The organism is Kitasatospora sp. NPDC033851 (assembly GCF_055576085.1).
Map to the genome: position 1 here is coordinate 1 of NZ_JBVIRL010000070.1, position 11348 is coordinate 11348.

The 11348-nt window shown below is 70.0% G+C and carries 10 protein-coding genes and 2 pseudogenes; 5 read left to right on the plus strand and 7 right to left on the minus strand.

Features of this window, described 5'->3' with window-relative positions; translation table 11 throughout:
* Positions 1–78: 78 nt before the first annotated feature.
* Entirely contained in the window at positions 79–438 is a 360-nt protein-coding gene (locus ACZ51D_RS43100) for a helix-hairpin-helix domain-containing protein (protein ID WP_465665775.1), read from the minus strand.
* Positions 439–633: 195 nt separating this feature from the next.
* Between ACZ51D_RS43100 and ACZ51D_RS43105 the strand changes: the two genes are divergently transcribed.
* Both ACZ51D_RS43105 and ACZ51D_RS43110 read left to right on the plus strand, forming a co-directional pair.
* On the plus strand, positions 634–930 hold the full coding sequence (locus ACZ51D_RS43105; protein WP_465625776.1) for a cupin domain-containing protein: 297 nt from the start codon (positions 634–636) through the stop codon (positions 928–930).
* 272 nt (positions 931–1202) lie between these two features.
* Entirely contained in the window at positions 1203–1595 is a 393-nt protein-coding gene (locus tag ACZ51D_RS43110) for a hypothetical protein (protein WP_465665763.1), read from the plus strand.
* Between the two features lie 538 nt (positions 1596–2133).
* Here ACZ51D_RS43110 and ACZ51D_RS43115 read toward each other — a convergent pair.
* On the minus strand, positions 2134–3336 hold the full coding sequence (locus tag ACZ51D_RS43115; RefSeq protein WP_465665765.1) for a Kelch repeat-containing protein: 1203 nt from the start codon (positions 3334–3336) through the stop codon (positions 2134–2136).
* Between the two features lie 265 nt (positions 3337–3601).
* Here ACZ51D_RS43115 and ACZ51D_RS43120 point away from each other — a divergent pair, with 265 nt between their 5' ends.
* Positions 3602–3748 (plus strand): hypothetical protein, encoded by a 147-nt coding sequence (locus ACZ51D_RS43120; RefSeq protein ID WP_465625770.1) that lies wholly within the window; start codon positions 3602–3604, stop codon positions 3746–3748.
* Between the two features lie 729 nt (positions 3749–4477).
* Here the strand turns inward: ACZ51D_RS43120 and ACZ51D_RS43125 are convergent.
* Positions 4478–5695 (minus strand): ParB/RepB/Spo0J family partition protein, encoded by a 1218-nt coding sequence (locus ACZ51D_RS43125; protein ID WP_465665767.1) that lies wholly within the window; start codon positions 5693–5695, stop codon positions 4478–4480.
* On the minus strand, positions 5692–6888 hold the full coding sequence (locus ACZ51D_RS43130) for a ParA family protein (RefSeq protein ID WP_360505595.1): 1197 nt from the start codon (positions 6886–6888) through the stop codon (positions 5692–5694). Before ACZ51D_RS43130 ends, ACZ51D_RS43125 begins: the two co-directional genes overlap by 4 nt.
* A 582-nt stretch (positions 6889–7470) precedes the next feature.
* Here ACZ51D_RS43130 and ACZ51D_RS43135 point away from each other — a divergent pair.
* Positions 7471–8195, plus strand: a pseudogene (locus ACZ51D_RS43135) (MerR family DNA-binding transcriptional regulator).
* Positions 8196–8261: 66 nt separating this feature from the next.
* Here the strand turns inward: ACZ51D_RS43135 and ACZ51D_RS43140 are convergent.
* Positions 8262–8486: pseudogene (locus ACZ51D_RS43140) on the minus strand (IS256 family transposase); the annotation flags it as partial.
* Between the two features lie 434 nt (positions 8487–8920).
* Between ACZ51D_RS43140 and ACZ51D_RS43145 the strand changes: the two are divergent.
* The gene (locus tag ACZ51D_RS43145) at positions 8921–10126 is read left to right on the plus strand and encodes an alpha/beta hydrolase family protein (RefSeq protein ID WP_465665769.1); all 1206 of its coding nucleotides are present in this window, start codon (positions 8921–8923) and stop codon (positions 10124–10126) included.
* A 20-nt stretch (positions 10127–10146) separates the two neighbouring features.
* Here ACZ51D_RS43145 and ACZ51D_RS43150 read toward each other — a convergent pair whose 3' ends face one another.
* Both ACZ51D_RS43150 and ACZ51D_RS43155 read right to left on the minus strand, forming a co-directional pair.
* Positions 10147–10653: a hypothetical protein gene (locus ACZ51D_RS43150; RefSeq protein WP_465665771.1), complete on the minus strand. Its 507-nt coding sequence runs from the start codon at positions 10651–10653 to the stop codon at positions 10147–10149.
* A 1-nt stretch (position 10654) separates the two neighbouring features.
* Positions 10655–10858: a hypothetical protein gene (locus ACZ51D_RS43155; RefSeq protein ID WP_465665773.1), complete on the minus strand. Its 204-nt coding sequence runs from the start codon at positions 10856–10858 to the stop codon at positions 10655–10657.
* Positions 10859–11348 lie beyond the last annotated feature (490 nt).

Below are 11348 nucleotides of genomic sequence, written 5' to 3' on the forward strand. Positions count from 1 at the left end.
GCCCCTCAAACGCGCCCAACACCGCAACTGGCCACCGCCCCAACCCGCCACCGCCACGATCACCCAGCGAGACACAACTTAAGTCACCGGCATTGCCCCTAGGCTCGCGAAGGCACCGGCTGTGGCGAGGGCCTCCAGCACGGGCGCGGGGAGGGCGGTGCGGCGGGCGAAGTCCTCCAGGTCGCAGTAGGGGCGGGCGGCGGCGATCGCGTCTGCGTGCTCCGGGCCCAGTCCGCGCACCGCGGCGAGCCCGAGACGGATCGCGGGCCGGGCAGAGGCCCCTCGCTCTCCCCCGGCACCGCCCGCAGCGCTGCTGGTTTTGATGCTGGGACCGGTGCCCGCCGTGGTGGCTTCGAGGGTGGGAGCGGCGTCGCTGTGGTTGACGTCGACGGGCAGGACGGTGACGCCGTGTCGTTTGGCGTCGGCGACCAGGGTCAGGCCACACGGGAGGCGGCCAAGCGGCTGCGGAACCTGTAGGACGACGGCCGGGCCGGCTGACCCGCGACCGCATGACGTCCGGCCTGACGGCCCTCCGGGTCACCGGTCTGGCTGTCCCCCCGTGCACGGCCGTGCGCCCGGAACTACCGTCGCCATCAGGTCAACGACGCTCCACTCCTCAACCAGGAGATCCCCATGGCAGCTGACGCTGTGCAGGTAGCACCTGATGTATACAAGATCCTCTTCGAGAACGATCGGGTACGGCTTCTCGAGGCCCGACTCCAGCCTGGTGCCACGTCAGCCATGCACCACCATCGTGACAACCTCGTCTACAACCTCGCAGATGGGAAGGTGACCTTCACCGACGAGTCCGGCGAAACCGTCGAGGTCTCGCTCGCGGCTGGCGAGACGATGTGGAGCCCCGCAGTGGACCACTCCACGCACAACACGGGGAACACCGAAGTCCGCTCGCTGCTGTTCGAGTTGAAGTAGCGGCCCGCACAACCGACACGTCAGCCTCAGCGGATGCCCGCCGGTGGTCAACGGTCAACCGAGACCGCGTCCACAACCAGGTCACCGGGCCGGTCGCCCTGTACACGGCCACGCAGTCCCACGACGTGCGCTCCACCAGCTGCAGCGCGGCACATCCGACCGGGTCCGCAACAAGCGCGTCAACGAGCGCACCGGCACGAGGACAAGCTCGCCGCCGCCAGATCGCCGTCTCCACCGGCCCCGCCCCCGAGGCCACCAACGTCATCGACCTCATGGACGCCCTGCGCCGCAGCCTCGACAGCGCCCGCAAGGACAAGGACCAGGACCAGGCCGACGAACCGGCCCCCGGCCAAGCCCACACGCCGGGCCCCCGCCGCCCGCGCCGGCCACTCCCCGAAGCAGACCGGCGGGAAGAAAACACCTCCGCCAAGACCCCCAACGCCGGCAGCACCAAGACGGCCGCGGCCGAGTCCACGTCGAAGCGCACCGGGGCCACGGGCAAGCGCACCAGCGCGACCGGCAAGCGGCAGCTGTCCCAGCTCACCAAGGCCGAGCTCTACCAGCGCGCCACCGACCTCGACATCCCCCACCGCTCCACCATGACCCGCGGCCAACTCCAGCACGCCCTCGAACACACCACACGACACCGACGCACCGCCTCGTAGAAGGCGGCGCGCACTCGGCAGCCGACGCAGCAGTCCCGCCCCGGGCGGCCTGCAGGGAACGCCGATGTTTGCCCCCGCGAATCGAGGCAACAAGAAGCCCGGGCGGGCGGTGCACGGGCTCGGCCGGCAGACCTCTCCCCCCGGTCTGCCGGCCGAGCCCAAGGGCCGAAGGTGAATCCGAAGTCCTCGGCGCCAAGCGTGGAGCAGCTCGTGGAGTAGGTGCGCAGCAGGCCGGGGGCCCTGCTGGCGGACTGCGGCGCGTACGGCTGCGACACCCAAACGGAACGCCGCCGAAGGGCGGGGTCTCGACGGCGGCGGTCACTGTGGGCCTCGCACCCGCCAGCGCCGCCCGAGTGCGGCCGCAGTTGTGGCCGGCGGGCAGGGCATGGCGTGCGTGGCCACGGTGGATCTCCGCTCTCCTGTCGGTGACTGCTGCGAGGACCCGTCAGCCGGCTGCTCCGCGCTCGGGTTCGACTCGGCACCGTGGGTCGATCGGCTGTCGGTCCCGCCCGGCGTTCAGGCGATGCCAGGGCCGGGATCAGGGCGCGACCGGGCCTCCGATCTTGGACCAGGCGCCGTTGGCGCCGGTGTACTCGTAGACGCCGGAGTGGTCGGGGCTGACGCCGTAGAGGTGGTCGTCGGTGGTGACGAAGGCGGCTCCGGGAGCGCCGATGCGGGTCCAGGTCCCGCGCGCGGGGTCGTACTGCTCCATGTCGCCGGTCGCCGCGTCGGTCGCGTAGAGGGTGGTGCGGCTGGTGAAGATGCGGTCGGTCGCGCCGCGGACCTGGTTCCAGTCGCTGTTGGTACCGGTGTACTCGAAGACCCCGAAGTGGTTGACGCTCACCCCGTAGAGGTGGTCACCGGTGGCGGCGAAGCCACTGCCGGGGGCGCCGATCCGCGTCCACGTCCGGCGGCTGCGGTCGTAGCGTTCGATGTCGCCGGTGGTCATGTCAGTCGCGTACAGCGTGCTGCCGCTGGTGAAGATGCGGTCGGTCGCGCCGCGGATCTGGTTCCAGTCGCTGTTGGTACCGGTGTACTCGAAGACCCCGTGATGATCGACACTCACCCCGTACAGGTGGTCACCGGTGGCAGCGAAACCACTCCCCGGGCCCCCGATCCGCGTCCACGTCCCGCGCGCACGGTCGTACTGCTCGATGTCACCGGAGGCCGGGTCCGTCGCGTACAGCGTCGTCGCGCTCGTGTAAATCCGGCCGGCGGGGCCGCCGACCTTCGTCCACGCGCCGTCCTTGCCGGTGTACTCCTCGACGGCCGTACGGTCCGGGGCGATCCGGTACAGGTGGCTGCCGGTGGCGGCGACGGTGGGGCCGGCGGCGGCCGCCGTCGGTGCGGCGCCGGGTGCCGCAGGCACGCTCGCGGTCGCGGACGCGGTGCGGCCGGGGACAGGCGCGGGAGCCGCGGCACCATTGGTAGGCGCCGGACCCGGGGCCGACGGCAGGCCGGGGCCCTCTCCGGGCGGCGTCGTTCCCGCGATGGTCGGGACCCCGGACGGGGACGGCAGGTTGGGGTCGGACGGCAGGGAGAGGCCGTCCGGCGAGGCAGTGACCGCGGGCGCGGCGGTGTCCTCGCCGTGCCGGGGCTGCTGGTACCGGTTCGCGACCACCACCGCCGCGAGCAACGCCAGCAGAGCGGCCCACTGCGCCGGGGTCCGCCAGCGCCTCCAACCGCCGGCGGTACGTGGCCGGGAGCCGTCCGCTCCGCCGACCAGCCCGGGGGACGGCACTGCAGGGGCCGTTCTTGAAGCCGGCGCCACCGGAACGGAGGTGGAGGCGGCCGGAGCGGCACGGGGACGGGATTCGGCCTCAGGCCGGGCGGGAGAAAGGACCCTGGTTGCGGATCCGGCAGCAGAGGCGGCGGCGGGCTTGGCCGAGGATCCTGCACCTGGCCCGTGGCCGGGCTCAGCGGCGGCCCCGGCGTCAGGTTCAGGCCGGCCCGAGCAGTCCTTCGACGGCGGCCGGACCTGGAACAGCTTCCTTGACCGGCGGTACGTGGGCCCTGGCGGCTGGTACACCCTGCCGACGAAGTACGACGACGGAGGCGTGTGGTACCGCGCCTGCTCAGCCGCCGAATGGGCGGGCAGCCCGTACGCGAACCCCCAATGGGGCTACAACATCGCCTGCACCAACTGGTACTGACCCGATCCCCGGGACGGCCCGCCGAATCCGGCGGGCCGTCCCGGCTTGCCGGGCACCAGCCCGGCGCCACGGGGCGGGTGTATGAGGCAGGGCCTCGCCGCGCATCCTGATCGGGACACCCACCCGGGTTCAACGACGCCGCCCCCCGGGGCACGAGGACGACAGCGACGGCCGCTGGGAACAGCGGGCTACCTACGGGCCACCCGTGCGGTGCTCCCCGGCCCGAATTCAGGCAGCGTGCAGGACGTCCGACAACGCGGTCTGCTGCCCGGCCAGCTTCCCGCCCTCGTGGGCCCTGTCCTGCCAGTTCCGGCGTGAGGGGATCGGGCCATGCAGGCGCAGACACGAGATTTCATGATCAAAATCCCTGGAAGGGGTCCGTGGCTGCCTATCCGTCAGCCCAGAAGCCCTACACGCCAGCCATGCCCTGAGAAGCCGCCCAAGTGGCCTTTCTGTGCCTCACTTTTCAGGCTTGCACATGTCAACGATCCGCATATGACGCGACTGTCCCCATTTGCGGTAGGACACCCGACTTGCACGGACATCGTGCTGGCCCGCCGGACGGAAGCGTAAACGCCGTTTACATCACAGAGCCTCCCTGCGAGCCACCCGCCGACGACTGCGCCACGCCCGGCGTGTAAACGCCGTTTACACCGCCCCGGTCCGGCGAGGACAGAACGGCCTGGGCACCTTCACGGTGCCCAGGCCGTCGGTCATAACCCGTGCTGATCAGCCGCCGGCCGTCCGTTCCGGTGCGTACTCATCAAGCCGGTCCAGCACCTTGGTGGCGACAACCCTCAGCTCGTCGGGCTGGAGGAAGCGGCAGAGCCAGGTCGCCACTCCCTCGAGGTCGCGCCAGTCGGGCACCCCGGTCGCAGTTGGCGGAACCGTCGTCCCGCCGGCCTGCTGAGCCTGCCGGACCATGTCTGCGGGGAACTCCTCCGCCGAATACGTGATGCGGTCGCTCGCATCGATGCCGGCGTCGCGCTGGTCCGGTAGGCCGGAGGTGTAAACGCCGTTTACACCCGGAGGCTGTTCCGATGAGCTGCCGTCCTGGAGCTGGGGCGCAGTCGTCCTGTAAACGCCGTTTACACCGTCACCGGCGCGGTGGTTCCCGGCGGCAGGTGCCGAGGGGCGATCGCTCGCCTGCTCCCCCGCCGGACGGTCCGCGCGCTTGGCCGTCCGCGCCGCCTTCGCGGCCTGCTTCTCGGCGGCCGCCTGCTTCGCGGCCTCGGCCCGCTCGAGTTGCTCGGCCGGGGTGATTCTCCCTGACCGGGCTTCAGCCCCGATCCTGCGCGCGTCCTCGACGGCCAGCTCTCCGGTTCCTGTCTGCTCCTGAAGCTCCGGAGAGAGGTGGAGCAGGGCCAGCCGCTGTCCGACCCAGGCACGGGACTTGCCCAGCGCCCGCGCGACGGCGGCCTGGTTGCCCTCGTAGACCGTGTTCAGCAGCTGCTCGATCGCCTGAGCCTCTTCGAACGGCGACACGTCCTCGCGGTGCGCGTTGGCGATCAGAGCCGCCTCGACCATGTCCGAGGCACGCGAGACCAAGTCGTCGTTGAGGTCCACACGAAGGGTCTTGAGCCCAGCCTGCTGCGCGGCCCGCAGACGCCGGTTTCCATCGAGAGCGACGAAGTCCGCCTCGCCGATCGCATCCGACTGGTCCGGGTGCGCGTCGAGGAACGCGCCTCGGCTCACCACGGTGACGGGGACGATCTGCCGACGGGCCAGGCTCTCGGCGAGCTCACCGATCGACTCCCTGTCGAAGGTCTTCCGGGGGTTGAGCGGGTTGAAAACGATCGACGACACCGGTGCCGACGACGCACGCCGCACCCGGCCCGTCGCGTCCAGCGCCTCGCTGCGCGCTCGCACCTCGTCCCCGCGTGCGGCGCCTTGAGCCAGCGCCCCGAACGACCCGCCGCCGCCCTGCAGCTTCTTGGCGATGCTCACGAGAGCCTCCGTCGGATCTCGCGCATGCGCTGTGCCTGGATGGATGTGGGTGCGTACATGAGCAGCGGCTGCTTGACGTGGACGGCCTCGCGCTGTTCCTTGAGGTCGGGGACGACGGAGACGACGGGCGGTGTGCCCAGGGACTGCCAGTTGTCGAGGGAGTGGGTGGCGACGTAGCCCTTGCGCTTGTCGAACTTGTTGACGACGAGTCCGAGCCGGTCGATGTCGACCTCGTAGTCGAGGCTGACGGTGCGGATCTGGCTGTCGAGCATGGCGTAGGCGTCGGCGGAGGAGTCCTCAGCCTCCACAGGGACGAGGACGCCGGAGGTGCCGGGTGCCTCGTTCTTGCGGCGGTGCCCGTAGTAGAGACCGGCGTCCATCGCCAGTCCGAGGTTCGGCGGGGCGTCGATCACGATGACGTCGAAGTGCTCTTCGAGCGGGGCGAGGGCGCGCTGGAGGCTGGTCTCGCGGGGGCCGCGGACGGATCCCAGGCGGGAGTCGAGCAGGAACGCATCGAAGCTTGAGGGCAGCAGGCTGAGGCGGCCTTCGAAGTGGTCCGGCTCGATGGCCACGACCTGGTCGAGCAGTGAGCCGACGACGCGGTCCCGGTCCACCATGTGGGTCACCAGGCTCTCTTCACCCGGCGGGGTCTGCTTGACGCCGAGCTGAGACGTCAGGTGGCCCTGCGGGTCGTAGTCGACGAGCAGGGTGCGCAGCCCGGGCAGGGCAGGCAGCTTCGAAGCGCCTGTGCTGGCGGGCAGGCCGAGCGCTATGGCCTGGCCTGTCCCGGCGGCGATGGTGGTCTTGCCGACTCCGCCCTTCTGGTTGCAGACGACGATCCGCCGGGTGTACTTGGGGATCGCCAGCTCGGCCAGGGAGACGTTGTGTGAGTCGATCCACACGCGGATCGCCTGGGCGAGGCCCTGGACGAAGGAGATCCCACGACCGGCGCAGTCCTCCTTGAACTCGTCGTACAGGCCGGGGGGGAGCCAGGTGTTCCAGCTCTCGGCCCCGGACGTGTCAACGGTCGGGTTGTCCGTGGCCGGCCGGACACGCCACTGCTCGACAGCCTGGGCGACAGCGTCCTGCATGTCGATCCCGAGCTGCGCCGACCGGGTCTTGAGTTCCTGACGGAGGGCTACGGGAAGCTTCGACGCAACCTTTTCCCGCCCGCCTCCAGAGTTTTGAGTCATCATGGCGTCACCATAGTGGCGCCATGCTGGTTTAGGCACATCCTGCGGCCGTGTGTCTTCGGGCTTCTCTTCCGCCCGTGTGTAAACGGCGTTTACACGCGAGCTCACGGTGAGGCCCGTGACACTGCGGCCTGTACGCTCACGTCGCCCGGTCCTTGGAGCACAGGGATCCAACCGGCCAGGGCTCTTGACCCGGTGGCAGCCCGCGGCATGGGTCCCGGAAGACCCCCGCCGTACAGGGGCTATGACTCCGGCCCCGAAAACACGGAAGGGCCTGCTTCCTTGGCTCGACGCCGAGGAGGCAGGCCCTTCGCTGTGTCGGCGATCGGATCCAGGCCTGCCGAGGACGAGTCACTCCCCACCCATCACCGCTAGCCGTTCATGGGCGGGGCCATACCTGGGAGAGGCTCCACCAGCGGTTCCACTCCTTGCTGGGCAGTGAATGCCACAGGTCCAGCCGGTCGTGCAGCAGAGCAACTGTCAAGACCCGTGGATGAGGCAGGGATGGCCCGTCCCACGCCGGCGGGGTCTCCTGGGGGATGGGCCTGAGTCTCCAGTAGGGGGAGACGCGAAGGTGGGGGCATGGACGACGACGCGCTGTACACGATCGGAGCGTTGGCCCGGCGGACCGGGCTGACGGTGAAGACCATCCGGTTCTACTCCGACACCGGGATCGTGCCGTCGACTGACCGCAGCCCGGCTGGCTACCGGCTCTATGAGACCTCATGCACAAGCTCGCGAAACTCTCCGACGACGAGCGCCGACGCCTCGTCAACGACTTCATCGACGACACCCTCGGCGGCCTGGACGCCAACCCCGACTTCGTGGACATGATGCGCTCGGCCATGCCCGACCTGCCGGACGACCCCGAACCGGATCAGGTCGAAGCATGGGTGGAACTCGCCGAACTCACCCAGGACCCGGACTTCCGCACCGCGGTGCGCCGGATGGCACAGCACCAGGCAGCCGAACGCGCCCAGGGCGACACCACCGGACTGCACCACGACCTCACCGAGACGGTCCGCGAACAGGTCGGGCACGCCCTCACGGCCGGCATCGCCCCCACCTCCGCCGCGGCAGCACCCATCATCGACGCCCTCACCGCCCGCTACGCCCAGGTCTTCGGCCGCGCCGACGACACTGACCTGCGCCGCTGGCTGTCGACACGCCTGGAGGTCGCCAACGACTCGCGCGCGGAACGCTACTGGCACCTCCTGGCCGTCATCAACGGATGGCCCGCCCCGACAAGCCTCGCGCCGGTGTTCGCCTGGTTCATCGAGGCCCTGCGCGCCGGTTTCGAGCAGTAGCGCGCTGTCGTGTGCGCCCCGCAGCGGCCCTCGAGGCGCTGAGACAATCAGGCCGCGAGGCCCCCCGGGGCGCTCCACGAGCCGGCCACGTTCGAAGCGTGCTCCGGCGCGGACGAACGGGACGAGGTGGGCGCCGTTGACGGCCCGCCAGCGGGCCTGGACGGACTCGACAAGCTTGAACACCATCGCCCGCCCGGCGGCACGGGAGCCGGCGCCTTTGCCGACCTTCGTGCGATGGCGGACGGTGGCGAAGGTCGACTCGATCGGGTAGGTGGTCCGCAGATGGATCCAGATGAGGCTGACGGTGGCGAGGGTGCTGGTCCAGTTGCCGGCGTGGTGAGCGGCGCGGTCGTCCACGTACGCGGCCGCACCCGACTTGGTACTGGTGACCAGGATCGAGCCGCCCACCGCGAGCCTTGTTCCGGCACGCCCGTGTCCCGCGAGCAACATGTCTCACAGGACTAGTGCAGCGCCGCGTTGATCCTTCGGGGGTTCATGCCGCTTTGAGTGGGCTGCCGTCGTAGATCCAGCGGTAGGGCTTGGCGTCGTGCTCGTCGTAGGCCAAGACGAAGGTGGCGCTCGACGATGCCGCCGAAGGGAACCCGCGCCGCACGACATACTCCCGGCGGATTACTCCGGTACCTCGCGGGGCTACGAACGACATCAGAGTGTTTGCATCCACCGGCCGACGCGACAGAGGAGCTGCGGAACCTAGCGTCGATCCCATGAAACGCAATCGCCGTATCAGCGCTGTCGCGGCGCTGGCGCTCGCCGCCATCGTCACCGGAACCGGCACCGGGTTCGCCGCCACGACCACACCGTCGGCCACACCGGTGGCCACGCACGCGTTCGACACCGCACCGGCCACGGCCACCGCGCCCACGCGGTCCTTCCAAGGCACGCTCCCCGCGCCGACCGGCGCCTACGCCGCCGGCAAGGAGGTCATCCACCTCACCGACGCGAACCGTCCCGACCCGTGGGTGCCGTCATCCGGCCCCCGCCAACTGACCGTCACGATGATCTACCCGGCCGTCCCCGGGACCGGGACGCCGGCCCCTTACATGACCCTCGGCGAGGCAGCCGGAATCCTCCAGCGCCAGAAGACGCCGGCGAGCTCCGGCGTCACCCCGCAGACCCTTGCCGGCGTCACCACCCACGCCTTCGACGGCGCGCGGCCGCAGAGGGGCAAGTATCCGCTGGTGGTCCTCTCAGCCGCGCACGAGAACCCGCGCATGACGCTCACCGCGCTCGCGACCGACCTGGCCAGCCACGGCTACGTCGTCGCGCTCGTCGGCCACACCAACGAGGACAGCGGCGAGACGCTGGCGAACGGCCAGACGTCGTCGTGCGTGATCTGCGACAACCCGGCGCTCAACCTCGACTCCGTCGTCGCCAGCCGCGCGACGGACGTGTCCTTCGTGATCGACCAGTTGACGCACGGCAATACCGCGTGGCGCCTGGCCCACCTCATCGACAAGCACCAGATCGGCATGGCCGGACACTCCCTCGGCGGAGCGTCCGCCGCCGCCGCGATGATCGCCGACCCGCGAGTACGGGCCGGAGTGAACATGGACGGCACCTTCCACCCGACCCCGATGCCCGGCCAGATCAACCGGCCGTTCCTCATGCTGGGCACGGCCGAAAACCACTCGGCCGGCGGCCACAACACCACGTGGGAGCAGGCATGGGCCGCCCTCGGCGGCTACAAGGAGTGGCTGACGGTCACCGACGCCGACCACTTCGACTTCAGCGACCTGGACCTGCTTAAGAAGCAGGCCGGGTTCCCGACGCAGGGCCTCTCCCCGGAACGCGGGCTGGTGATCACCCGCGAGTACGTGACGGCGTTCTTCGACCGGACGCTGAAGGGGATCCACAGTCCGCTGCTGGACGGCCCCTCGCCGAACAATCCGGAAGTACTCTTCCAACACTAGCCAGGCGCTAGCAGCGAGGCCTACCCGTATCGGGCCCCCCCGGCGTTGTCGCTTTCCTGTCGCCTCGGGGTCGCTGGGGGCGTGATGGACGTCACCGTCCCCAGGGATGCGTTAGGCAGCAGCCGCCTGACCGCTTGGGCGGGGTCCTGCGCCCGTGTTACGCACTGGGCACGTAGACGTTCGATCTCCAGGTGCTGAGCGGCGAGCCGGGAGAGGGCCAGCTGTCGGAATGCCATGAGTTCCTTGAGCTGTTTCTCCTGGGCTTGGAGGCGCTGGGCCAGGACGGCGTTGGCGTCCTTCAAGCGGGCAATCCGGGAGTCTCGCGGGTCCGGGGTCCCTCCTGCGCCCTGCGTCGCCTTGAGTCGGCGAGTGACCTCCGCGGCGAGGTGCCGGTAGGGACCCGGTCTGGTGGTGCCGTCGGGGTTCTTCTTCGGGTAGAAGGCGGTACGGGTGACGCCGGCTTCGGCAGCCAGGGTCTTGGGATCGCACCGGTTGCGGGAGCGGGTCTGTTCGGTGATCCGGGCCATCTCACACCCCGTTCTTGTGGGCGGTGTCGATGGCTTCCAGGACGCGCATATCGCGGTCGAGTTCCTGCTGCAGCCCGCTCTTCTCCACTCGCTGGCTGCGGCCGATCGCGGCGATGAACGCCTTCTTGTTCTCGGCGCCGGCGGCCCAGACCGGCCGGTGGCAGGCATGGTGGGTGGCCTGCGGGCAGCGCGCGGCGTCGCACATCCCCACCAGGGGCCGGTCGGCGGCCGGTGTACCGGCCAGCTTGAGGCACAGGGCCTTGGCGGGGTCGGCGAACCAGCAAGTAGCCAGCAGTAGTTCGCGGTGCCCAGATGCAGGGTCTTCGCGCGCCGGGCCAGGAGGTTCAGTACCTCCTGGTCTCCGCGCTTGGTGGCCGGCGCTCCGGGTTCAGCGCCGGTGTGGGTGTCGACGAAGGCGAAGAAGTCGAGCAGGCTCTTGGCGCCGGGGCCGGCGGGCATCCGGCCGGCCTTGTAGTCCTGCCAGACCTGCCAGGTGAGGTCCCTGTTGCGTTCGGCCTCCAGCTTGCCGACCTCGGCGAGGAGGGAGGCCTGGGCACCACCGGGCCGGGCTAATGGTGGAGTCGGGTATCGGAACTGTCCGTTGCGACATGAGGTCGCTTGTGTTGAGTGAAGACGTCGAAGGAGGTTCGACTGAGGTCGAAGACGTAGTCCGGGCCGTATCCGTGGCCTGTCCC

Coding starts and splice junctions, on each gene's coding strand:
- ACZ51D_RS43105 (WP_465625776.1), top strand. CDS start 634: ATGGCAGCTGACGCTGTGCAGGTAGCACCTGATGTATACAAGATCCTC.
- ACZ51D_RS43110 (WP_465665763.1), top strand. CDS start 1,203: ATGGACGCCCTGCGCCGCAGCCTCGACAGCGCCCGCAAGGACAAGGAC.
- ACZ51D_RS43130 (WP_360505595.1), bottom strand. CDS start 6,888: ATGACTCAAAACTCTGGAGGCGGGCGGGAAAAGGTTGCGTCGAAGCTT.
- ACZ51D_RS43145 (WP_465665769.1), top strand. CDS start 8,921: ATGAAACGCAATCGCCGTATCAGCGCTGTCGCGGCGCTGGCGCTCGCC.
- ACZ51D_RS43150 (WP_465665771.1), bottom strand. CDS start 10,653: ATGGCCCGGATCACCGAACAGACCCGCTCCCGCAACCGGTGCGATCCC.
- ACZ51D_RS43155 (WP_465665773.1), bottom strand. CDS start 10,858: ATGTGCGACGCCGCGCGCTGCCCGCAGGCCACCCACCATGCCTGCCAC.